Origin of the sequence: Bradyrhizobium sp. ORS 285 (assembly GCF_900176205.1) — a bacterium.
Lineage (GTDB): Bacteria > Pseudomonadota > Alphaproteobacteria > Rhizobiales > Xanthobacteraceae > Bradyrhizobium.
This window is the reverse complement of the sequence record NZ_LT859959.1, coordinates 1,505,045-1,526,254: the sequence shown is the minus strand read 5'-3', so window position 1 is coordinate 1,526,254 and position 21,210 is coordinate 1,505,045. Positions and strand designations below refer to the sequence as shown.

Annotated in this window: 23 protein-coding genes; 3 read left to right on the top strand and 20 right to left on the bottom strand. The window is 65.5% G+C overall.

The window, feature by feature from the left end; genetic code table 11:
• The 6 genes from BRAD285_RS06745 to BRAD285_RS06720 form a co-directional block, all read right to left on the bottom strand.
• Entirely contained in the window at nucleotides 1-939 is a 939-nt protein-coding gene (locus BRAD285_RS06745; RefSeq protein WP_006614209.1) for an AEC family transporter, read from the bottom strand.
• 42 nt (nucleotides 940-981) lie between these two features.
• Nucleotides 982-2,532 carry an AMP-binding protein gene (locus BRAD285_RS06740; protein ID WP_006614208.1) on the bottom strand — a complete coding sequence of 517 codons (1,551 nt, stop codon included), beginning with the start codon at nucleotides 2,530-2,532 and terminating at the stop codon, nucleotides 982-984.
• Nucleotides 2,533-2,625: 93 nt separating this feature from the next.
• Entirely contained in the window at nucleotides 2,626-3,258 is a 633-nt protein-coding gene (locus BRAD285_RS06735; protein ID WP_006614207.1) for a hypothetical protein, read from the bottom strand.
• Nucleotides 3,255-3,752: a c-type cytochrome gene (locus BRAD285_RS06730; RefSeq protein WP_006614206.1), complete on the bottom strand. Its 498-nt coding sequence runs from the start codon at nucleotides 3,750-3,752 to the stop codon at nucleotides 3,255-3,257. The genes BRAD285_RS06735 and BRAD285_RS06730 overlap by 4 nt, the downstream gene beginning before the upstream one ends.
• A 98-nt stretch (nucleotides 3,753-3,850) precedes the next feature.
• A complete protein-coding gene (locus tag BRAD285_RS06725; protein ID WP_006614205.1) occupies nucleotides 3,851-5,629 on the bottom strand; it encodes a PQQ-dependent dehydrogenase, methanol/ethanol family in 1,779 nt (592 codons plus the stop codon).
• Nucleotides 5,630-5,712: 83 nt separating this feature from the next.
• A complete protein-coding gene (locus tag BRAD285_RS06720) occupies nucleotides 5,713-6,162 on the bottom strand; it encodes a copper chaperone PCu(A)C (protein WP_035648098.1) in 450 nt (149 codons plus the stop codon).
• Between the two features lie 207 nt (nucleotides 6,163-6,369).
• Between BRAD285_RS06720 and BRAD285_RS06715 the strand changes: the two genes are divergently transcribed.
• From BRAD285_RS06715 to BRAD285_RS06705, 3 genes are all read left to right on the top strand, one after another.
• On the top strand, nucleotides 6,370-7,083 hold the full coding sequence (locus tag BRAD285_RS06715) for a GntR family transcriptional regulator (RefSeq protein WP_006614203.1): 714 nt from the start codon (nucleotides 6,370-6,372) through the stop codon (nucleotides 7,081-7,083).
• 43 nt (nucleotides 7,084-7,126) lie between these two features.
• Nucleotides 7,127-7,813, top strand: a complete 687-nt coding sequence (locus BRAD285_RS06710; RefSeq protein WP_006614202.1) for a GntR family transcriptional regulator — start codon at nucleotides 7,127-7,129, stop codon at nucleotides 7,811-7,813.
• Between the two features lie 131 nt (nucleotides 7,814-7,944).
• Nucleotides 7,945-8,805: a formate/nitrite transporter family protein gene (locus BRAD285_RS06705; RefSeq protein WP_006614201.1), complete on the top strand. Its 861-nt coding sequence runs from the start codon at nucleotides 7,945-7,947 to the stop codon at nucleotides 8,803-8,805.
• 18 nt (nucleotides 8,806-8,823) lie between these two features.
• Here BRAD285_RS06705 and BRAD285_RS06700 read toward each other — a convergent pair whose 3' ends face one another.
• The 14 genes from BRAD285_RS06700 to BRAD285_RS06635 form a co-directional block, all read right to left on the bottom strand.
• Complete coding sequence (locus BRAD285_RS06700; RefSeq protein WP_006614200.1) at nucleotides 8,824-10,188, bottom strand: sensor histidine kinase; 1,365 nt, start codon at nucleotides 10,186-10,188, stop codon at nucleotides 8,824-8,826.
• Nucleotides 10,163-11,620 carry a sigma-54 dependent transcriptional regulator gene (locus tag BRAD285_RS06695; RefSeq protein ID WP_006614199.1) on the bottom strand — a complete coding sequence of 486 codons (1,458 nt, stop codon included), beginning with the start codon at nucleotides 11,618-11,620 and terminating at the stop codon, nucleotides 10,163-10,165. Before BRAD285_RS06695 ends, BRAD285_RS06700 begins: the two co-directional genes overlap by 26 nt.
• A 3-nt stretch (nucleotides 11,621-11,623) precedes the next feature.
• Nucleotides 11,624-12,664 carry a hydrogenase expression/formation protein HypE gene (gene hypE, locus BRAD285_RS06690; protein ID WP_006614198.1) on the bottom strand — a complete coding sequence of 347 codons (1,041 nt, stop codon included), beginning with the start codon at nucleotides 12,662-12,664 and terminating at the stop codon, nucleotides 11,624-11,626.
• Nucleotides 12,661-13,788 (bottom strand): hydrogenase formation protein HypD, encoded by a 1,128-nt coding sequence (hypD, locus tag BRAD285_RS06685; RefSeq protein ID WP_006614197.1) that lies wholly within the window; start codon nucleotides 13,786-13,788, stop codon nucleotides 12,661-12,663. Before hypD ends, hypE begins: the two co-directional genes overlap by 4 nt.
• Complete coding sequence (locus BRAD285_RS06680) at nucleotides 13,785-14,021, bottom strand: HypC/HybG/HupF family hydrogenase formation chaperone (RefSeq protein ID WP_035648093.1); 237 nt, start codon at nucleotides 14,019-14,021, stop codon at nucleotides 13,785-13,787. The genes hypD and BRAD285_RS06680 overlap by 4 nt, the downstream gene beginning before the upstream one ends.
• The gene (gene hypF, locus BRAD285_RS06675; protein WP_006614195.1) at nucleotides 14,021-16,279 is read right to left on the bottom strand and encodes a carbamoyltransferase HypF; all 2,259 of its coding nucleotides are present in this window, start codon (nucleotides 16,277-16,279) and stop codon (nucleotides 14,021-14,023) included. Before hypF ends, BRAD285_RS06680 begins: the two co-directional genes overlap by 1 nt.
• Complete coding sequence (gene hypB / locus BRAD285_RS06670) at nucleotides 16,276-17,244, bottom strand: hydrogenase nickel incorporation protein HypB (protein WP_035648090.1); 969 nt, start codon at nucleotides 17,242-17,244, stop codon at nucleotides 16,276-16,278. The genes hypF and hypB overlap by 4 nt, the downstream gene beginning before the upstream one ends.
• On the bottom strand, nucleotides 17,244-17,585 hold the full coding sequence (hypA, locus tag BRAD285_RS06665; RefSeq protein ID WP_035648087.1) for a hydrogenase maturation nickel metallochaperone HypA: 342 nt from the start codon (nucleotides 17,583-17,585) through the stop codon (nucleotides 17,244-17,246). Before hypA ends, hypB begins: the two co-directional genes overlap by 1 nt.
• Nucleotides 17,578-18,675, bottom strand: a complete 1,098-nt coding sequence (locus tag BRAD285_RS06660) for a nickel-dependent hydrogenase large subunit (RefSeq protein WP_006614192.1) — start codon at nucleotides 18,673-18,675, stop codon at nucleotides 17,578-17,580. Before BRAD285_RS06660 ends, hypA begins: the two co-directional genes overlap by 8 nt.
• Entirely contained in the window at nucleotides 18,672-19,172 is a 501-nt protein-coding gene (hybE, locus tag BRAD285_RS06655) for a [NiFe]-hydrogenase assembly chaperone HybE (protein WP_006614191.1), read from the bottom strand. Before hybE ends, BRAD285_RS06660 begins: the two co-directional genes overlap by 4 nt.
• On the bottom strand, nucleotides 19,169-19,381 hold the full coding sequence (locus tag BRAD285_RS06650; protein WP_006614190.1) for a rubredoxin: 213 nt from the start codon (nucleotides 19,379-19,381) through the stop codon (nucleotides 19,169-19,171). The genes hybE and BRAD285_RS06650 overlap by 4 nt, the downstream gene beginning before the upstream one ends.
• Nucleotides 19,378-20,241 carry a hydrogenase expression/formation protein gene (locus BRAD285_RS06645; protein WP_006614189.1) on the bottom strand — a complete coding sequence of 288 codons (864 nt, stop codon included), beginning with the start codon at nucleotides 20,239-20,241 and terminating at the stop codon, nucleotides 19,378-19,380. Before BRAD285_RS06645 ends, BRAD285_RS06650 begins: the two co-directional genes overlap by 4 nt.
• Nucleotides 20,238-20,684, bottom strand: a complete 447-nt coding sequence (locus BRAD285_RS06640) for a hydrogenase accessory protein (protein ID WP_006614188.1) — start codon at nucleotides 20,682-20,684, stop codon at nucleotides 20,238-20,240. The genes BRAD285_RS06645 and BRAD285_RS06640 overlap by 4 nt, the downstream gene beginning before the upstream one ends.
• A gap of 233 nt (nucleotides 20,685-20,917) precedes the next feature.
• The gene (locus BRAD285_RS06635; protein ID WP_006614187.1) at nucleotides 20,918-21,208 is read right to left on the bottom strand and encodes a HypC/HybG/HupF family hydrogenase formation chaperone; all 291 of its coding nucleotides are present in this window, start codon (nucleotides 21,206-21,208) and stop codon (nucleotides 20,918-20,920) included.
• Nucleotides 21,209-21,210 lie beyond the last annotated feature (2 nt).

Here is a 21,210-nt window from a genome sequence, read left to right as displayed (position 1 = left end):
TCAGCCGGGCGCAAGCCAGGCCACGAGCAGCGAGACCGTGAGCACGGCGAAGAGGTGCGAGACCAGGATCGAGCCCGAGGTGACGCCGGCCTCGAGGCCGTAGAGCTTGGCGATCGTGAACGGCCCCGAGCCGATTGGCAGCGCGCTCAGGATGACGGCCGAATGCGACCACAGCGGCGGCATCGCAAAGACGTGAAAGGCGAGCAGCGCCGTCACCGCGGGCTGCATCACGAGCTTCAGCGAGACGAGGATGGCGATCGATGTCGCATCGTGCGTGACGACGCGCTCCTGTGCCAGGAACAGACCGATGCAGACCAGTGCCGCCGGCGAGGCCGCGCCACCGAGCAGGCTCGTGAAGCTCATGAACGGCGCTGGCAGCGGAAAGCCGCTGAGCCCCACCGCCAGCCCGGCGACCGGCGCGATGAACAATGGGCTCGTCAGCAGCGAGCGCGCGACCTTGGCGATGGTGGCGCCGAGTGTCGCGCCCTTCTGCAGATCCATTTCGACGACGACGATCGCGAACAGGAACAGCACACAGGCCGTGAAGAGCGTCGCGATGATCGACGCCGGCGCACTGTCCGGCCCGAACACCAGCAGGCACATCGGAATGCCCATGAAGCCGACATTGCTGTAGCCGGCGTCCAGCCCCTCGATGCTGGCATTGGCGACGCGACGGCCGCGCAAGCGGCTGATCACGAAGCCAGTCGCGAAGGTCGCGGCGATGCCGCCGCAGAACGCGCCGATGAAGCCGAACTGGCTGACCTGCTCGACGCCGATCTTGGACATCGCCGTGAAGATCAGCGCCGGCAGCGCCAGATACACCGCGAAGCGGTTGAGATTGTCGGTCGCGGTGCGATCGAACACACCGAAGCGTCCGCACAGGAATCCGGTGAGGATCAGCGCGAAGATGGGAAGAGCGGAATTGAGAACGGCCTGCATCGCAGCTACATATCAGACGCGCAGCGCATCGCGGCGACCAACTCACGAAAATCTCTTCTTCAGCTCGCGATGCAGGATCTTGCCGGTCGCGTTGCGCGGCATCTCGCCGTCGGTGATGAAGGCATAGGAGCGCGGCCGCTTGAAGCCGGCGAGACGCTCCTTGGCCCAATCCGCCAGTTCGCACTCCTTCACCGTCATGCCGTCGCGCGGCACGATCACCGCATGGACGCGCTCGCCCCATTTGTCGTCGGGCAGGCCGATTACGGCGATGTCCTTCACACCAGGATGCGCGCCGACCAGCGCCTCGACCTCGGATGGATAGATGTTCTCGCCGCCGGAGATGATCATGTTGCTCTTGCGATCAGCGAGGTGGATGTAGCCGTCGGCGTCGCGGCGGGCCATGTCGCCGACGGAGCAGTAGTCGCCGCGGAACGATTCTCTCGTCTTGTCCGGCAGGCGCCAGTAACAATCGAAGGTGTGCGCGTTGGACGAATAGAGCTCGCCCGCCTCGCCGTCCGGCAACTCGTTTCCGGCGTCGTCGAGAATGCGGATCGGCGCGGCGCCGACGCATTCGCGGCCGACAGAGCCGAGCTTGGTGAACTGCTCATGCGGATGCAGCATCGTCACCCAGCCGGTCTCGGTGGCGCCGTAGAGCTCGTAGAGGCCCGACTTCGGAAACATCTCCATCACCTCGCGCTTGGTCTCCGGGCGCGCCGGCGCCGAGGAGATCATCAGCTTGGTGATCGCGCTGAAATCATGCAGCGCGCGGACCGCGCGCGGCAGGTCGAGCATCATGATGTAGTGCGTCGGCACCAGAGAGGTGAAGGTCGAGCCGCCGTCGGCGAGCGTCGTCACCGCGTGCTCGGGATCGAAGCTCTTACGCGAATAGATCGAATTGAGGCCGCCGATATAGCCGAACGCGCCGAAGAAATTCAGCGAGTTGGCATGACACATGGGCATCACCAGCAGCGCGCCGTCGTTCCGGCTGAGCTTCAGCTCGATCTCGGTGACCATCGACAGCAGCACGGCGCTGCGATGGCTGCGCAGCACGCCCTTCGGCTTGCCGGTCGTGCCCGAGGTGTACATCAGGGTCCAGGGGTCAGACAGCGCGACCTGCTGGTCGGGCTCGCCGGATGACGCCGCGGCGATGATGTCCTCATAGCCGCGATAGCCCGCCGGGCGCGGCCTCCTGCCGAAGTGGATGAAGAGATCGTCGGCGATGCCGAGATCTCCGCGCGTCTCCTCGACGAGGCCGACGAGTTCATCCTGCACGATGAAAGCAGCCGCCTCCGCGTTCTGGACGATGAACTGCACCTCCGGCGCGGTGAGGCGGAAATTGATCGGCAGCGCGACGAGGCCGGCCTTGGCGGTGGCAGCGTAGATCTCACACCACTCCACGCAGTTGTAGGCGAGGATTGCGACGCGATCGCCCTTGGCGAGACCAAGCCCGAGCAGCGCATTGGCAAGCCGGCAGGCGCGCTCGTTCCACAGCGCAAAACTCATCGCGCGCTCGAGGTCGCGGGCGCCGGTGCGCTGCGGCGACGTCCGGGCGTGCGCCGAGAGCATCTGGCCAAAGTTCAGGAGATCCCTCATCGCCCCCTCCTCCTTCGGCAACTCTCGCGATCCGGCAAGGTCAGCCATGACACTCTCAGCCGCGGCCAACAGGCGCGGTCCGAACTCGTCGACTTAGTTCGTCTGCTTGGTGATCCGGACCAGCGTCTGATCGACGAAGCTCTTGATGTCCTGATCCGGCTTGCGGAACAGCTCGCGCTCGACCGTCAGCAGCCGGCCCGGCACCGTCTTCTTGCAGATCTCGCGCAGGAACACGCCACCAACCGGCTGCTCGCCTGCCGTCGGCTGCAGCTCTTTGCAGTCCCAGCCCTCCGCGCCGTAGCGCGACTTCACCTGGTTGCCGAGCAGGAACGCCTTCTTGCGGATGTAGAGCCGCGCCTTCGGATCGGTCTCGATGTTGAGTCCGAACACCGTGGCCTTGTCGTCGATCACAGCCGTGAGCAGCACCGGGTGGCCGGCCACCTTGGTGCCGTCCTGGCTGGTCTCCGGATCGAACTCGAAGCGGACCGCGCGCCGCCCCTGCTCATCGGCCGGACAGTCGCGCCACCGCGACCATGCATCGAGCTTGCGGTCAGGCGCCCCGGCGCAGCTGAGGTTGACATAGCCCTCGTTCGGCAGATCCGCGATCGGCATGCCGACAGTGATGTCGCGCAGATCGTAGCTCGGCACCGCCTGCGCAGAGGCGGAGTGCATGACGAAGGTCAGCAGCAATGTCGCGAAGATCGCAGTGCAGGTGGAGCGTTTCATTTGGATGGCTCGCTTGCAGGCTTGGTCGCGTTGGCCTTGTAGATGTCGCAGACGCGCGAGGTGTTGCCGAAGAAGGCGGTGCACTCGTCATAGGTCGGCTCGCCACGGCCCTTGATATGCGCGAGCACGTAGTCCGCGACCGCCTCGATATCGTTGGGACGCAGGAACGTGCCGCCCTCCGGGGGCATGCGCTCGCCGACATCCTGCCGGCTCATCTCGTAGCACTTCGTGGTGTCGTATGAGCCACGCGCAAAATACGGCATGCCCGTTCCGGGGCGTCCGCAGGTGACGGTCTCGATGATGTGCTGGCGGTCGAGCTGGGTCTTGCGCAGCGACAGCGCGTCGCCGCCATAACCGCCGCCGCCATTGCCGTGCCATTTGTGGCAGCCGACGCAGTTGGCGCGCTTGAAAACCGCCTTGCCGGCCTCGGTCGGATCGGTGGGGGCAGCAGACTGAGCCGAAGCGAGCGAACCGGAGATGAGAAGGAAAGCCAACGCCGCGGCGGACGTCATCGCACTGAATTTCATCTGATCTTCTTTTCAAACGCCAAAATGGGAGGAGCGGAGGCCGAAGCCTCCGCTCCTTGATCTGCTCACAGCGCGAAGACGTAGAGCATCGAGCCGGGCTGGATCTTCTTCAGCTCGGGCGTCGATTCGATGAACCACTTGTCCCAGGCGCCGCCGAGACCGACGAGGATCGCGACATATTGCTTGCCGTCGACCGTGAAGGTCACGGGAGGCGCGTTGACGCCGCCGCCGGTGTTGAACTCCCACAGCTTCTGCAGGGTCTTGGCATCGAGCGCCATCACCTCGCCCGAGGGCTGACCGGTGAACACCAAGTCCGGCGTCGACAGCATGCCTCCGAGGTTCGGGAACGGCGTTTCCATCTTGCCGGCGATCTTGCCGGTGGTGACGTCGATCGCGGTCACGCTGCCCGTGATCTTGAACGGCTGGCTCGGTCCGCCGCCGGTCCAGAACTCGCGCGCCTTCAGCTTGTCCTTTGTCGCTTCTTCGACGGTGATCCGGTTGCAGCTCTCGATGACAGGGATGTACCAGAGCTTGAGGTCCGGATTGTACGAGGTCGGAGGCCAGTTCTTGCCGCCCATGTTGCCGGGGCAGATGTCCGCGACCTTGTTCTCACGATGCGGCGTCACCGACGCATTGTAGCGCTGCACCGGGTTCTTAGGATCGTACTCGATCGGCTTGCCGGTCTCGGGATCGAGGCCCTTGGTCCAGGTCACCTTCTTGACGAACGGCAGGCCCCAAAGGAACTTGCCGTTGGTGCGGTCGATCGCATAGGCGAAGCCGTTGCGGTCGGCCTCGAGGGCGAGCTTCTGGGTCTGTCCGTTCGGCGTGGGCACGTCGACCAGGACGTTCTCGGCGACGCTGTCATAGTCGTAGGGATCGTTCGGCGTGTGCTGATAGTGCCACTTGATCTTGCCGGTGTTGGCGTCGAGCGCCAGCGAGCTGTCGGTGTAGAGGTTGTCGCCCGGACGATAGGCGTTGTCCCAGTCGGGACCGGGGTTGCCGACGCCCCAGATGATGGTATCGGTCGCCGGATCGTAGGTGCCGGTCACCCAGGTCGAGCCGCCGCCGGCCGCGGCCGCGTCGTTGCTGTCCTTCCAGGTCTCGCTGCCGGGCTCGCCCTTCGCGGGAATGGTGTGCGTGCGCCAGACTTCCTTCTGCGTGCCGAGATCGGTCGCGGCGATCCAGCCGCGGATGCCGTATTCGGCGCCGGCGACACCCGAGATCGCCATGTTCTTCACGATCAGCGGCGCACCGGTGATGACCTCGCCCTTGTCGGGATCCGCAACCTGACGCTGCCAGGCAACCTGCCCGGTCTCCTTGTTGGTTGCGATCAGGCGGCCATCGAGCGTGTGCGAGACGACGAGATCGCCCCACAGCGCGACGCCGCGATTGTCGACGCCGCAGCAGGCGATCGCGCCGGCCCAGTCGTGATCCGTCTTCGGATCCATCTTCCAGACCAATTGGCCTTTGCCGCCGCGCGCATCAATCTTGTAGACCGAGCCCCAGCCGTCGGTGACGTAGATCATGCCGTTCTCGACGATCGGCGTGCCTTCGAGACCGCCATGGCTCCAGATGCCGCCGCCCTCGACGCCGCCGAGATGCATGGTCCAGGCGACCTTCAGGTTCTTGACGTTGTCCTTGTTGATCTCCTTCAACGTCGAGAAGCGCGTGCCCGAGTAGTTCTTGTGATGATGCAGCCAATTGCCGGCTTCCTTGTCGGCATTGAGCAGCCGCTCCGGCGTCGTCTCGTCCGCAGCCTGGGCTGGCGCTGCGAGATTGAAGCAGGCAAACGCCGCGCTGGCGAGCAGCACCGCCCGAAGGGTCGTCCTGACGTTTTTCCTCATCGTTTCCTTCTCCCATCTTGATTATTCGTTCGAACGAAAACCGCTCCGCCGATCAGCGAAGGGCCGCAGGCGACAAACAGGCATCAGGGGGATTTGCGAACCTCGACCTCCGTCTCGATGGATCCCGCTTTCTGGAAAACGATGGTGCAGGTGAAGCGCTTGCCCGGCTCGAGTGGCTCGCGCGTCTGCAGCAGCATCACGTGATAGGCCGTCGGCAGCAGCACCAGCGTGCTGCCGGCGGAGATCGGAATGTTGGGAATGGAGCGCATCGCCGGCGCCCCCTCGCCGCGGTCGACGGTGTGGCGCTCGGAGAAATTCGCGATCGGGCAGCGCACGCGCATCAAGGCTTCGGGCGCTGACGTGTCGTTCTTGATCGTGAGAGACAGGGGAATGTCGCGGCCCACTTCGGGGGCCGCAGGCACCCAGGCGTCGGACAAGGTGAGACCTTCGCCAGCCTTCGCTATCTGACACGTCGTCGCGACGATCAGCGCCGCAAACGCAGCCGATACACTTCGCAAGACCCGCGCCCGCATTATCGCGCGCGCGCTGCCCTCCAAGGACGCCAAGCAGCCGTCATCACGCTTCGAACGAGCCGGTAGATCCGACACGGACGCCCTCCCCGATATGATGAAGCCCTTTTGACTTGGCTCCTTGTTTCTGAATTCGTACTCTGAATACGAATTCGTCGCAAATGGATTTTCGCGCCCGGCGTGCTATTGTTCTCAAAGATGTGATGACCCATGCGAATCGTGCCCTCTGCCCCATCTCTGGTCGACCAGGTCGTCGAAGCCATCACTGACGAGATCGTCAGCGGCGTGCTGGCGCCGGGATCGCGACTGATTCAGGATGATCTCGCCCAGGCCTACGGCGTCTCGCGCCAGCCTGTGCAGCAGGCCCTGATCCTGTTGCGCGGCTGTGGCTTGGTGCAGAGCGCGCCCGGCCGCGGCCTGATCGTCGCGCCGCTCGATCCGAACTTCGTGCGCGATCTCTATGAGATGCGCGCCGTGCTCGAAGGCCTGGCCGCACGGCTCGCGGCGCAGCGCGCCAGCGATCGCGCCGCGCGCGAAGGTCCCGCCTACATCGCGGCCGGACACGAGGCCGTCAAAAGCGGGCTCGTCAGCCGCAAGATCGAGACCGATATCGCCTTCCACCGCTTTCTCAGCGAGATCTCGGGAAACGCGCTAATCGACGAAACGATGGCGCCGCACTGGCCCTGTCTGAAGCGCGTGATGTCCGACGTGCTGCAGAAGGAGCAGAGCATGTCGAAGACGGTCTGGGATGAGCACGAGGACATTCTCGCAGCCATCATCGAAGGCCGCACCGCCGACGCCGAACGGCTCAGTCGCGATCACGTTTCGCGCGCCGCGGGCGTTTTCATCCATCACATCGAAGCCCAGCAGGACGACAGACCGAAGCAACGGCGCACGCTCTCCACGCGAAAGTTCTCGCTATGAGAACAGCGACGCACCCGCCTGTCACAGCGCTTCAGGAGGCCGCGTGGCGCCGCTGAAGACCGAGCCGAGCCTGACCGAGCGAGTCTACCAGCGCATCCTCTCCGACATCGTCGGCGGAGAGCTGCCGGAATCCGCGCGCCTCATTCAGGACGATCTGGCGCGCGACCTCGGCGTGTCGCGGCAGCCGGTGCAGCAGGCGCTGCTGCTGTTGCGCAATCAGGGCTTCGTCCGCGACGCGCCAGGACGCGGTCTCGAAGTCGCGCCGATCGACACCGACTTCATCCGCGACCTCTATGAGATCCGCTCCGTGGCCGAAGGTTTGGCCTGCGGACTTGCGGCGACCCGCGGGGCCGAACGCGCGGCCGAGGAAGGTCCGAAGCTGATCGCGGAAGGCCGCCGCGCCGAACGCGAGCATTCGGTCGAGAAGCTGATCGAGGCGGACGTCAGGTTTCACGAATTCCTCTACCAGATCTCCGGCAACTCCGTCATCCAGGACACCACCCAGCCGCATTGGCTGCATCTGCGCCGGCTGATGGGCGAGGTGCTGATGCGCGACGAGACCCCGCGCCGGATCTGGGATCAGCATGAGGACATCCTCAACGCTGTCATCGCGGGCGATGCGCAAAAGGCGGAGGATCTCGCGCGTCAGCACATCACGCGGACCGCCACCGTGCTGTTGGCGCGGCTCTCCAAGCAGCGAGATCGCGTGCCCGTCGCGACGCCATCGTAAGGGCACTGACGACCCATCTGTCGCACTCCGGCCAGGAACTTTGCTCGCTCATCGGACGTTCAGGCCATCGGGAGAATGCGACCTCCCGATCAGCGTCGGCAACCGCCACGCCAGCCGACGGATCATCCAACGTGAGCAGCAAGGCAACCGCGCCGACCTTCAGCCCAGCCGACGACGTCGAGGGAGTCTCGGATGAGCAGCGACAGCAGATCAAGGCGCAGAGCCGGCCAAACGCCGCGCTGATCCACGAGACGATCCGCGCCGAGGGCGAAAGCGAATTGGAGCGGCGCTGGTGGGCGATCCTGCTGTCGGGCCTCGCCGCGGGCTTGTCGATCAGCCTCTCGCTGATCGTGCAAGGCGAGTTTCACGCCTTCGTCTCCGACGAAGCGGCCCGGCGGCTGTTCGCGCCGCTCGGCTATACCGCCGGCTTCCTCGTGGTCGTGCTCGGCCGGCAGCAATTGTTCACCGAGAACACGCTGACGCCGATCCTGCCGCTACTGCACCATCGCGATCTCAAGACGCTCGGACAGGTCGCGCGGCTGTGGAGCCTGGTGCTAACAGCCAACGTCGCGGGCACATGGGCGGCCGCCGCCGCGCTGGCTTACACCGACGTGTTCGAGCCGCGGGTCGTCGATGCCTTCACCGAGATCAGCCGGCACACGGTCGAGGGTCCGTTCTCTACGACGTTCGCGCGTGCAGTTTTCGCAGGCTGGCTGATCGCGCTGATGGCCTGGCTGCTGCCGGCGGTGCGCGCGGCACGCGCCCATATCGTGGTGGTAATGACCTATCTGGTGGCGCTGGGGCAGTTCGCGCACGTCGTCGCCGGCTCGGTCGAATGCGCATTCCTGGTGTTCAAGGGCGATGTCTCGCTCGCCGACTATGCCGGCGCGTTCTTCCTGCCCACCCTGCTCGGCAATATCGTTGGCGGCACGACGCTGGTCGCCATTCTCAACTATGGACAGGTCGCGGCGGAGCTCGACCAGGACGACTGACCGAACGCGAGCCGGCCGTCACGCCGCGGGCAGAGCGAACGAGAACGTCGCGCCGCCATCGGGCTCGTTGCGGGCGGACAGTTCGCCGCCATGCTCGCGAACGATGCCGTAGCTGATCCACAGCCCCAGCCCTGTACCCTCGCCAACGCGCTTGGTGGTGAAGAACGGCTCGAAGATATGGCTGAGATGATCCTTGTCGATGCCGGGACCATTGTCGGTAATCCGGAACGCGATCTCGCTGCCCTGACGTGAGGCCGCGACGACGAGACGCGGCAGCTCGGTCGTACGCATCGCATCGATCGCGTTCTCGACGAGATTGACGATGACCTGATGCAGCTGACCTTCATTGCCGGAGATCCAAAGGTCCGGCTCGACCTCGATCTGGATGTCGACGCGATGCTGCTTGGTACGGCCGGCCCACAGCACGGCTGTGTTGATCAGCCGCTCGATATTGACGCGCTCGACCTCGCCGAGCTTGGAGAACGACAGCCGGCGCAGGTTCTTGACGATCTCGCTGATCCGCACCGCGCCTTCCAGCGTGCCCTCGATCAGCGGCCCGAAATCCTCCAGGATCGCGTCGATCCGCAGGTCCTTACGCAACGTCGCGACGTCGTCGGCCGCTGGCTGCTCATGCACCGCGTCGAGATAGCCGACCAGAGCGGTCCGGTAGCGCATCAGGGTGTGAACATTGCCGTAGACGAAGCTGATCGGATTGTTGAGCTCATGCGCGACGCCGGCCACGAGGCGGCCGAGGCTCGCCATCTTCTCCTGTTCGACCAGTTGCCGCTGCGCGCGCTGCAGCTCCTGATGCGCTTTGTGCAGGGCTTCATAGGCGCGGCGCAGCTCGCCGATCGGACGCCCGGTGAGCACCACGCCGATGAAGCGGCCGCGATGGTCGTGCCGCGGCGAGCTGTTGATCGCGAACAGATCTGAACTCGAGCCATCGGCCGCGAAGCGCAGCTCGCCGTCGACCACCTCGGCACTGCTGCGCGGCTTCAGGAGCGCCGCCAGCTTGCTGCGGTGATCGACCTCGATCATCTCGGCAATGTTGCATCCAACGATCTCCTCCAGCGTGCGGCCCGAGGTCCGCTGGAACGCGGAGTTGGCCTGCTGCACCGTCCCCTTGGCGTCGCAGACGACGAGAATGTCAGAGACCGACTCAATGACGTTGGTGACGAAGGCCTGGGCCTCCTCGAGCTCCGCATTCTTGTGCTCGAGATCGACCTCGTAGCGCAACAGGTCGGAATAGACCTCGTCCATCTTGCGGATCACTTCGATCCACACGCCCTCGCGCTCGCTGTCGAATTCGAGCGTGCTGCTGCTCGCAATCAGCTTGAGCAGCGTGTCAGCGCCGGACTCAGGAGAGTGCGTGCCCTTTGCCATTTTTCTTCAGGTCGTATCTCGATAATTTGTTGCGCAAGCCCACCCGGGACAGGCCGAGCTCGCTGGCCACGCGGCTGATGTTACCCTCGTATTTTTCGAGACAGCTGACAATGATCGTCTTTTCGAGGTCCTCGACCCGGTCCTTGAGACTGCCGCTGCCGCTCAGCTTGCCGTTGACCGCGGCAGGCGCCGCGCGGCGGGCACTGCGGCGGCCCGCGAAGGGCGGGCAGCGCAGCTCGTCGGCATCGGCGAGCACAGCCATACGCTGGATCTCGTTCTGAAGCTCGCGGACGTTGCCAGGCCAGTGATACTTCGAGAACTCTTCCAGCGCAGCTGGCACGAAGCGCAGATGCGGCCGGTTGAACGAGGTCTTCACCGCCGACAGCACGCCCTCGGCAATCAGCGGGATGTCCATCGGGCGCTCGCGCAAGGACGGCATGTGCACCGGGAATGCGGCCAGCCGATAGTACAGGTCACGACGGAAGCGGCCGGCCTCGACCTCCGCTTCGAGATCCCGATTTGTCGCCGCGACTACGCGCACATCGACCTTGCGCACGCGCTGCGCGCCGAGCGGCCGGATCTCGCTCTCCTGCAGCACGCGCAAGAGCTTGACCTGGAACGCAGGCGAGGTCTCGCCGATCTCGTCGAGAAAGATGGTGCCGCCATCGGCAACTTCGAACAGGCCGATGCGGTCCTGATAGGCGCCGGTGAACGCGCCCTTCTTGCAGCCGAACAGCTCGCTCTCCAGCAGCTCGTCGGGGAGCGCGCCGCAGTTCTCGACCACGAACGCCTTGTTGGCGCGCGCCGAACCGTAATGGATCGCGCGGGCGAGCAGTTCCTTGCCGGTGCCGGACTCGCCGGTGATCAGCACCGAGATGTCGTAGTCGGCGGCGCGGCGGCCGAGCTCAATGACGTTGCGCATCGGGCTCGCCGCCGAATGCACGATGCGGTCGAAATCGTACAGCTTCTTCGCCGCGCCGCGCTTGACCGAGACGACCTGCTTGATATGCGCAGGCGTCGCCTTGACGTCGACGCCTGCGGTCTCAGTCTCCTTCTGCAGCCGGTACAGCTGCACGGCCTCGCGCACGATGTCGATCAGGCGGTCGGGCTGCCAGGGCTTGGTGATGTATTGATAGATGCCCGCTTCGTTGAGTCCGGCGATGATGTCCTCGGAATCAGAATAGCCCGAGATGATCATCCTGACAGGATCGGGCCACAGCTCGCGGACGCGCTTCAGGAAGCTGACGCCGGATTCCTGCGGCATGCGCTGGTCGCAGATGACGGCATGGACGATCTCGCCTTCGAGCAGCTTTTCCGCGTCTGCGGTGTTGCCGGCACACAAGACCTCGAAGTCCTGGTTGAGGACGCGCCGCAGCGCCTCCTGCGACCGGATCTCGTCGTCGACGACCAATATGGTTCCCTGAATTCCCATGTCTCAGCAGATCCGCGGCAATTGCTCGCCGGACAACCAGTCGACGATGCGGCCGCCGCCAAAACTCGTCGCCATCTGGACGAAGCGATGATCATCAGCCACGGCTTCGCCGATATCAGCAGCATCACGTGCCAGCGGATGCGCCTTCATCGCCGCGAGCACGGCATCGGCAACATCAGGAGCAACCACCGCGACGAGCTTGCCTTCATTGGCGACATGCAGCGGATCGAGGCCGAGCAGCTCGCAGGCTGCCGCGACCGCCGGCTTCACCGGAATGGCTTCTTCCTGCAGGCGGAAGCCGAGATTGGACTGCTGGGCGATCTCGTTCATCGTGGCGGCAAGCCCCCCGCGCGTGGGATCGCGCATCAGCCGGATGCCATGGCCGCCAGCGGCGACCATGTCGGCGACTAGGCCATGCAGCGACGCCGAATCGGAGACGATCTCGGTGTCGAAGGTCAAATTCTGCCGCTTCGACATGATGGCGACGCCATGGTCGCCGAGGCTGCCGGACAGCAGCACGCGATCGCCGGGCTTTGCCTTATCAGCCGAGAGGTCCAGGCCTTCCGGCAGCACGCCGACTCCTGCGGTCGAGATGAACACGCCATCGGCCTTGCCGCGCTCGACCACCTTGGTGTCGCCAGTGATGATGGCGATGCCCGCTTCACGCGCGGCCGCGCCCATCGCGTCGGCGATGCGCTTGAGGTCGTCGAACCGAAAGCCTTCCTCGATGATGAAACTCGCCGACAGATACAGCGGCTTGGCACCGGCCATGGCGATGTCGTTGACGGTGCCGTGCACGGCGAGCGAGCCGATATTGCCGCCGGGAAAGAACAACGGTGAGACGACGTAACCGTCGGTCGTCATCACCATGCGGCCGGCGGCGACATCGAACGCCGACTGGTCGTTGCCGCGCGCGAGCCATTCGTTGCCGAACGCCTCATGGAACAGCCCGGCAATCAGCTGCGCCATCGCGCGGCCGCCGGCGCCGTGCGAGAGGTCGACACAGCCGTTCTTCAGGTCCAGCCGGCGCTGATGCATGCTCATGAGGCGAGCCTCCGCTGATGGTCGCGGAAGCGGCCATAGGTCCAATGTGCCGCACAGGCGCCTTCCGACGACACCATGCAGGAGCCGATCGGCGTCTCCGGCGTGCAGGCGGTGCCGAACAGCTTGCAGTCGACCGGCTTCTTCAGCCCGCGCAGAATGGCGGGGCACTCGCAGGCCGGATTGTCGGCAACGACCAGCTCGGCCATACCGAAGCGGAGTTCGGCGTCGAGATGTGCAAACGCCGGCCGCAGCTTCAGGGCGCTGGACGGGATGCTGCCGAGGCCGCGCCACTCGAACTGGTCGCGCAGCTCGAAAATCTCGGCCACTTCCCTGATCGCGCGCTGATTGCCGCTGCCGGTGACGGCGCGGCGATACTGGTTCTCGACCTCGTGACGGCCGTCATTGACCTGCTCGATCAGCATCAGGATCGCCTGCATCATGTCGAGCGGCTCGAAGCCGGCGATCACGACGGGCTTGCCATCGTCACGCGCGAACGGCGCATAGGGCTCGGTGCCGATCACGGTCGAGACATGGGCAGGACCGACGAAGCCGTCGATCTCGATCGGCGTCTCGCTGTCGAGGATCGCACGCATCGCCGGCGGCGTGAGCACGTGGTTGCAGAACACGCTGAAGTTCGCGAGCTGCTTCTTCTCGGCGGCGCGGATCATCACCGCGGTCGGCGGCGTCGTGGTCTCGAAGCCGATGGCGAAGAACACGACCTCGCGGCCCGGGTTCTGCTCCGCCAGCGCGATGGCATCGAGCGTCGAATAGACCATGCGGATGTCGGCGCCGCGCGCCTTCGCCTTGAGCAGCGAGGAGCCGCGCGAGCCCGGCACGCGCATCAAATCGCCATAGACGCAGAGGATCACCTCGGGCCGTTCGGCCAGCGCGATCGCCATGTCGATGCGCCCGGCTGGCAGCACGCAGACTGGACAGCCCGGGCCGTGGATCATGCGGACATTGTCCGGCAGCATGTCCTCCAGGCCGTAGCGCGCGATCGCATGGGTGTGGCCGCCGCAGAACTCCATGAAGCGATAGGCGTGCGCAGGATCCGCCTTGGCGCGGATGGCGCGCGCCAGCCCGAGCGCCAGCTCCTTGTCGCGAAACTCGTCGGCATATTTCATGATACGACCTCCGCCGTCGCTGCGCCCATCTGCCGGAGCAGGTCGAGCGTCTCGCGCGCCTCCTCCGGGTCGATCTTGGTCAGCGCATGGCCGACATGAAGGATGACGTAGTCGCCGACCGCGATCTCCTCGATCAGCGCGACCGAGACCTCCTTGCTGACGCCGTCGATCGACACGATCGCCATGTCCTCAGGCAGCAGCTTGATCACCTCGGCGGGAATGGCCAGGCACATCAGACGATCCCTCCAGCTGTGTTGTCTTGTTCTATCATTTGGAGTCCGGCGACCCAGGCCTGCCCCAAGCTCAGGCCACCATCATTGGCCGGCAGCCGATGCGGCAGCCACGCATCGATGCGAGCGGCCTGACAGCCGCCGACGATCAGCTCCGCGAGATGCGCATTGAGGAAGCAGCCGCCGCTCAGTACGACGGTGTTCGCCCCGGTTGCGCGCGATGCTGACGTGATCCAGTCGACGCAGGCTGCGGCTAAGGTGCCGTGAAACAGGCCCGCAGCTTCGACGACGTCTCCATCGCGGGCGATCAATTGGGCGAGCAGCGGACGTAGCGACAGCACGCCATCGGCGATCGTCCAGCCCCGCTCGAGGACCGCAGTGGTGCGAACCAGCGCCTCGAGCTTCATCGCGGCTTCGCCTTCATAGCTCTGGCGGGTACTGACGCCGAGCAATCCCGCCACGGCATCGAACAGTCGGCCAGCGCTGGTAGTCGCAGCAGTGTCGGCGCGGTCGAGCAACATCGGCAGATGGCGCGCTTGCGGCTGATCAACGAAACGCAAGGTGATTTCGGCGTCGCGCCCGAGATCGTGCAGCACAGCGGACGCCATGCGCCATGGCTCGCGCGCGGCGCGGTCGCCGCCTGGCATCTTCAACGGCGCGAGATGGCCGAGGCGCTGAAACTTCGCTCCATCACATAGCAGCAGCTCACCGCCCCAGGCACTACCATCGCTGCCATAGCCATAGCCGTCGAGGACGAGCGCGAGCGCTGGCGTCCGGAGACCATGCTCAGCGACGACCGACGCGGCGTGCGCATGGTGATGCTGCACGGCGAAGCTCGGCAGGCCCTTCGCCTGCGCGAAGCGCGTCGAGGCCATGTCCGGATGCAAATCGTGCGCGATCGCCACCGGCGCTACGTCGAGGATGGAGGTGAGATGCGCGATCGATTCCTCGAAGAAGCGGATCGCCGCGGCCGTGTCGAGATCGCCGAGATGCTGCGAGACGAACGCCTCGTCGCCTCGGATCACGGTCACCGTCGACTTGAGATGAGCACCGACCGCAAGCAGCGGCGGAAGGGCGCACGGCAGACGGATCGGCTCCGGAACATAGCCGCGTGCACGACGGATGAACCGTGGTCCGCCTGCCATCAGGGTGACGACGGAATCGTCGGCACGGATCACGATGTCGCGGTCATGGGTGACGATCAGATCCGCGATATCAGCGAGAGCGGCCAGCGCCTGGTCATTGTCGGTCAGCAGCGGCTCGCCGCTCGGATTGGCGCTGGTGCAGACCAGTGCCCATGCGGTGCTGCCGCCATGCCCGCGCAGCGCGTCGAAGATCAGATGATGCAGCGGCGCGACCGGCAGCATCACGCCGACTTTGGTAAGGCCAGGAGCCACCGAGAGCGCCAGACGATCGCGCGAGCGCAGCAGAACGATCGGCCGCGCCACCTGCTCCAGCAATCCGCGCTCGGCGGCATCGAGATCAGCAATCTCGCCAGCAGCCTCGACCGAGGACAGCATCACCGCGAACGGTTTGCCGTCGCGCTGCTTGCGGGCGCGCAGCCGCTGGACGACGCGCTCGTGGCGCGCATCACACAGCAACTGATAGCCGCCGAGCCCCTTGATGGCGACGATCTTTCCAGCCGCAAGCGCCGCTGCGATCTCATCAACGTCATGGCTGAGCCGTGGCCCGCAGTCCGGACAGGAGATCGCCTCGGCATGGAAGCGGCGGCCGCGCGGATCATCATAGTCCGCGCGGCACGCCTGGCACATCGGAAACCGCTTCATCGCCGTTGTCGCGCGGTCGTACGGCAATCGCTCGGCGATCGTGAAGCGCGGGCCGCAATGGGTGCAGTTGACGAAGGGATAGCGATGGAAGCGGCTATCTGGATCGAACAGCTCAGCGAGACATTCCGGACAGGTCGCGGCATCCGGCACGATGCGGGTGGTCACTCGGCCGCCGACGCTCTCACCGATGCGGAAATCCGCGCTGGCTTCAGTTGCGATCGTCTCCACGGCGATGTCGTCGATGCGCGCCAAAGGCGGCGCCTGCCGCGGCAGGGCCTCGACGAACGACACGACGTTCTCGCCCTCGACCTCGATCACGACGCCCTCGGCGTCGTTGGCGACGAAGCCGCCGAGGCGATGGCGCGTGGCGAGGCCATGGACATAGGGACGGAAGCCGACGCCCTGCACGGCGCCGCGAACGCGGAGCCTGAGGCGCGTGCGCTCCGCCGCCAATGCCGGGCCCGCCGTGCTCATCCCTGCACCGCGCCCGGCGCGCTCGCGCGCATACGATCCGCCTGCTTCCTGATCCAGGCATAGAAGGCGGAAAAACCTTCACCCGTCTTGGCGGAGATCGTCAGCACCTCGATCCTGGGATTGACGCGGCGGGCATATTCGATCGTCTGCGCCAGATCGAAATCCAGCACCGGCGCCAGATCGATCTTGTTGATCAGCATCAGCGCAGACGCGGCGAACATGTCCGGATATTTGAGCGGCTTGTCCTCGCCCTCGGTGGTCGAGAACACCACGATCTTGCAGGCCTCGCCGAGATCGAACGCCGCGGGGCAGACGAGATTGCCGACATTCTCGATGAACAAGAGCCCACCGCGTAGCGACGGCAGCCGGGCATAGGCCTCGCCGACCATGGCCGCATCGAGATGGCAGCCCTTGCCGGTGTTGATCTGGATCGCCGGCACGCCGGTGGCGCGGATGCGCTCGGCGTCGTTCGAGGTCTGCTGATCGCCCTCGATCACCGCGACGGGACGGCTCTGCTTGAGTTCGGAGACGGCGCGAACCAGCAGCGAGGTCTTGCCCGCGCCGGGGCTGGAGACGAAGTTGAACGCCAGCACGTCGTGCGCCGCGAAGCGCGCGCGGTTCTCGGTAGCGAGGCGGTTGTTCTTACCGAGAATATCGCGCTCGATCTGGATGATGCGTCCGCTCGACATCCCGGCGATCTCCTGGCCCGCCGGATTGGCCGCGCAGTCGATATGATCGGCAGCGCCGTGCCCGCGATGATGGTGATGCGCATGATCATCGTGGTGATGGTGGTGGCCATGATCGTGGTCGTGATCATGGTGATGATGATGCCCGGCATGATCATGGCTGTGATCATGTCCATGGCCATCATGATGGTGATGGTGATGATCGCCGTGATCATGATGGTGATGCTCATCCGCTTCGATCGCGGATTTGCCGTCGCCGCAGCCGCACACCGTACACATCACTCGACCTCCAGCTCCTTGACCCGCATGTCCTCGCCGCCCGTCACCTGCAGCTGATGGCTGCCGCATTCGGGGCAGGCGTTGTAACGCCGGCTGATCTCGACGCTGCGTGAGCAGCCGAGGCACCACGCCGTGCCCTTCTGTTCGATGATCTCCAGCGCCGCGCCGCGCGCGATCGTGTGGGCCGTGACGGCTTCGAAGCAGAACCGCAGCGCCTCGGGCGCGACATGGCTGAGCGCGCCGATCTCGAGCCACACGGTCTTGACCTTGGAGAACGCGCCCTTGCGCGCCTCCGCCTCGACGATCTCGACGATGCCCTCGCACAGCGCCATCTCATGCATCGGCCATCTCCCGCACCGAGAGGCGGTAGCCGACGCAGGGATCAAAGGCGCCGATCATGGCATGGATTGCATCGCGGTCGCCGTCGTCTCGCAGCACCGCGCCGGTCAGGCTGTTCACCACTGGCCCGCGTGCATGGAAGTTCCACTCTGTCGGCGCCAGGAACTCGAAGCGCTGGATCGCTCCATCAGCATCCAGCTCGACCACATGATGCAGCCGGCCGCGCGCGCATTCGACCGCGGCCGCGCCACGGCGCGGACCGAGCGCATAGCTCGCGAGCACGTCGGCGTCCGCCGACTCATCCTCCGCCTCACCGGCCTCGATCCAGCGCAGCAACGTCGCGATCTCCGCGACCTTGGCGGCGAGCCGGTCAACTGGTCCAGCTTGAGGAGATGTGACACGCGCGGTACGCCGAGCCCACAGGCCGGTTTCCGGGACGCGCCCATCGATATCAGGCGCCTCCGCGAAGGCGGCTCCGTCGTCCATCAGCCGGGTGACGACCGCATGATCGTCGGCGGCCGACAGCACGCCATGCGCTGATGGCATGTGCCTCCATCCTTCCCCATTGGCGACCTTCTCGGCCGCCATCATGATCATCGCGAGCGGAGTTCCCGGCAGGACGAACTCCGTCGTCAAGTCTATGCCCAAAGCCTCCAGCCCCGTCTTGATCTGTGACAAGGTTGCGACACGGAATGGCAGATCGCGATCCGTCGGCCGTTGCAGCGCATTGACGGCCTGCAATAGCGGCTGCGCCAGCGGCACGGCGCTGCGCGCCACCGCCGGCGCGAGCAGGAGGCCGCGCAGCAGCTCGGCCAGGCGCTCGGAGATCAGCGCCTTGATCCGCCGGTGGCGCGTCAGCGCGCCGGCCTGCTCGCCACGCGCGGCCTCGACGGCCGACAGCAAGGCAACCTGGTGCGCGGTCGCGCACAACGAGAACAGCCGGGGCAGCGCCGCAAGCAGCGCTTCGACCGGCTTGCCCACGGCCAGCCGGCCAAGCGGAGGCCTGGTCCGTGAGAGGATGTCGACAGCGACGATGACGCGATCGGCAACCGACAGCTCAACGTCGAGATGGTTGCGGAAAGCCGGCGTCATGCGCGGCTCTCCGACAGCGTTCCGCGCAGAAAGGCGCGGCGATCGATGCGCGATGCCGGCTCGGCACGCGTCGGAGTGGTTTCTTCGGATGGGGCCATCAAGGCTGCCAGCGCGGCGTTGGCCGCAACGCGTGCCGCCGCCATGTCCTCGAACTCGGACATCGGCGAGAACAGCGAGCAACTGGCGATCCGGCCGACGCCAGCGATATCGCCAATCGTGAATTCGAACGGGCCGGCCGGCAGCGCAATCTCGACAGCTGACCCAACGTCGCCATCAGCCGGAGTCATGACGTTCATGAACCAGGGCGTGACGATGATCCCAATCGCCCGCCCGTCGATCGCGGTGAAGCCGATAGCCTCGACGGTGAGCGCATCGTGATAGATCGGCAGCTCGCGCATCGTCCGATCGCCGATCTCGCGATAGACGTCCGCAAGACGCTCGCCCCACGCGGCCGGCGTGAGCTCATGTCTCCCCTGCCCGGCCGCGATCGCGTTCATGACTCCACCACCATGAACTTGGCCTTCGGCGCATCACAGTTCGGGCAATGCCAATCCTCAGGGAGGGCCGAGAACGGCGTGCCCGGCGCGATCTGCGCGACACCATCGCCCTCCGCCGGATCATAGTGCGTCCAGCAGATGCCGCACTCCAGCGTCACCTCGTCGGCGAGATCGCTGCGCACACCGAAATTCTCGAAGCCGGCACTCATGTGAAATACGCCTCGATGATCTGCTTGAGGCGTTCGGCCGAGTCCTCGAAATCCTCGGGCGCGGCGAGCGCGACCACCGGCACGCCGCCGACTTCCAGCGTGTCGAGAATGATCGTGTCCATCGCGTTGAAGAACTGCACCGACCAGACGTGGCGCACGCCGGTCGCGAGCACGCGGCAGGTGCCGTAGCCGCGCGACATCAGCTGGATCGGGCCGTTTCCGAGCGTCTCCTGCAGGAAGCTCATGTCCACCGGGCTCATCGGCAGCAGCGTGAAGTTGATGGTCTGCGAGCGCTGACCCGGCCGCCAGGCGAGCGCGCGCTCGCGGATCTCGGCGAGCACCGGCAGCGCATTCATCGTGCCCTCCGGCGCCGGCCCAATCACGACGTCGCCGGCCGTCAGATCGATCGCGGCGCGCGCGACGATCTCGGGTACCGCGCCGATCTCGATGTAGTCATGGCTCTCGTCACGCTCCAGCCGGACACGCCAGATGCCCGCCAACACCGACTCCTGGATCTGCGCCAGCGAGCCGTCTGGCAGCGCCACCACGCCGGCGACCTCGCCCTCGCCGAGCACGTCGTCGATCAGCCGACGTTCGAGATCGTTGAGGCCGGCAAGCCGAAACAACTGGGTTGGCGCATCGGCGGTCTGCGATCCGATGGCCGACGCAATCGTCGATAACAGTTCGACCGCGCGCGGACAGCTCCGCGCCAGCTCCTCCGAGTCGAGGGTAGCGAGCTTGGCCAGGGCGCCGGAGGCGGTCAGCCCCTTGTATTGAACATCGAGTGCCTCCTCGCCGATGGGAAACACGCTGACCGGTTGCTCGGCACCTTCGGGCGCAATCCAGAATCCGGGCTTCATCGGTGATCTCCTGACGGCTGATGCGCGGGAACGATGCTGGCGACGACCGTCGCTGTGGTCCCAACGGGACGGTCGATCAGTCGCGAGATGCGATCGACATAGACCGACCAGTCCTGGATCTTGGCGATCACGCCGAGCGTCTCGGTGCCGCGACAGAAGATCAGCGACGGCTGCACCCGCACGCCGAAGCGCGCACCAAGCTCGGCCTCGGCATCGCGCGCGATGACCGCACCCTGCAGCCGGCCCTGAAACGCCGTGATCAGCTCCGGCAACACGATGGCCACGTCCAGCGCCTCCGGAAACCGCGCGGGATCGCCGGCCGACAGCAGCACGGCGATACCGCCGGCGCGGTTCACGTCGTCCAGGAACGCATCGACAGTGCCGGCATCCACCTCCGCCAACCCGCCTCGCGTGCGCGTGGCGTCACGCTGCAGCCTCTCCATGGATGTTCCTTCCTGACCAGTTCTCGTTGTCGGCCTCTGAATGGATAGCAATCGACGTGCCAGACGATCGCAGACGCGGCGATCACTTCAAGCCAATGATTATCCTTGATAATTTATCGGCGTTCAGAGTTGCGTAAGATCTCTGCAAAGCTACTTTGCAAATGGACGCCGACAAGTTTCTTTCCGACTGGATATCTTGTTGTCGGCTACCGGACAGAGGCCCCTGCGCAGCCTCAGCGCAAATGCTCGGGCAGCTCCGGCTCGCGACCGATCAGGTCGGCGAAGAAGTCGTCGCAATTCTCGCCGCTCATCGCGGCTTGCAAGCCGCGCAAGGCGTCGCCGATCAGCCGCGCCTCTTCGTCGTCGAGCAGGCGCATCGCGTTGTCGAGATAGACCAGGACCTTTGCTCCGACCGGCGGGTTGGACAGCAGCAGCACCGAGACGCGGCGCTCCTCGCCGTCGAAGCTGCACAGCGCCGAGACGCCATCGGTCTCCACGATCGTCATCGGCAGGCCCAGGCACATGG

Bases quoted from the DNA above. Each gene is read 5' to 3' on its own strand.
- BRAD285_RS06745 (WP_006614209.1), bottom strand. From the start codon at position 939: ATGCAGGCCGTTCTCAATTCCGCTCTTCCCATCTTCGCGCTGATCCTC.
- BRAD285_RS06740 (WP_006614208.1), bottom strand. From the start codon at position 2,532: ATGAGGGATCTCCTGAACTTTGGCCAGATGCTCTCGGCGCACGCCCGG.
- BRAD285_RS06735 (WP_006614207.1), bottom strand. From the start codon at position 3,258: ATGAAACGCTCCACCTGCACTGCGATCTTCGCGACATTGCTGCTGACC.
- BRAD285_RS06725 (WP_006614205.1), bottom strand. From the start codon at position 5,629: ATGAGGAAAAACGTCAGGACGACCCTTCGGGCGGTGCTGCTCGCCAGC.
- BRAD285_RS06720 (WP_035648098.1), bottom strand. From the start codon at position 6,162: ATGCGGGCGCGGGTCTTGCGAAGTGTATCGGCTGCGTTTGCGGCGCTG.
- BRAD285_RS06715 (WP_006614203.1), top strand. From the start codon at position 6,370: ATGCGAATCGTGCCCTCTGCCCCATCTCTGGTCGACCAGGTCGTCGAA.
- BRAD285_RS06700 (WP_006614200.1), bottom strand. From the start codon at position 10,188: ATGGCAAAGGGCACGCACTCTCCTGAGTCCGGCGCTGACACGCTGCTC.
- BRAD285_RS06695 (WP_006614199.1), bottom strand. From the start codon at position 11,620: ATGGGAATTCAGGGAACCATATTGGTCGTCGACGACGAGATCCGGTCG.
- hypE (WP_006614198.1), bottom strand. From the start codon at position 12,664: ATGAGCATGCATCAGCGCCGGCTGGACCTGAAGAACGGCTGTGTCGAC.
- hypD (WP_006614197.1), bottom strand. From the start codon at position 13,788: ATGAAATATGCCGACGAGTTTCGCGACAAGGAGCTGGCGCTCGGGCTG.
- BRAD285_RS06680 (WP_035648093.1), bottom strand. From the start codon at position 14,021: ATGTGCCTGGCCATTCCCGCCGAGGTGATCAAGCTGCTGCCTGAGGAC.
- hypF (WP_006614195.1), bottom strand. From the start codon at position 16,279: ATGAGCACGGCGGGCCCGGCATTGGCGGCGGAGCGCACGCGCCTCAGG.
- hypB (WP_035648090.1), bottom strand. From the start codon at position 17,244: ATGTGTACGGTGTGCGGCTGCGGCGACGGCAAATCCGCGATCGAAGCG.
- hypA (WP_035648087.1), bottom strand. From the start codon at position 17,585: ATGCATGAGATGGCGCTGTGCGAGGGCATCGTCGAGATCGTCGAGGCG.
- BRAD285_RS06660 (WP_006614192.1), bottom strand. From the start codon at position 18,675: ATGACGCCGGCTTTCCGCAACCATCTCGACGTTGAGCTGTCGGTTGCC.
- hybE (WP_006614191.1), bottom strand. From the start codon at position 19,172: ATGAACGCGATCGCGGCCGGGCAGGGGAGACATGAGCTCACGCCGGCC.
- BRAD285_RS06650 (WP_006614190.1), bottom strand. From the start codon at position 19,381: ATGAGTGCCGGCTTCGAGAATTTCGGTGTGCGCAGCGATCTCGCCGAC.
- BRAD285_RS06645 (WP_006614189.1), bottom strand. From the start codon at position 20,241: ATGAAGCCCGGATTCTGGATTGCGCCCGAAGGTGCCGAGCAACCGGTC.
- BRAD285_RS06640 (WP_006614188.1), bottom strand. From the start codon at position 20,684: ATGGAGAGGCTGCAGCGTGACGCCACGCGCACGCGAGGCGGGTTGGCG.
- BRAD285_RS06635 (WP_006614187.1), bottom strand. From the start codon at position 21,208: ATGTGCCTGGGCCTGCCGATGACGATCGTGGAGACCGATGGCGTCTCG.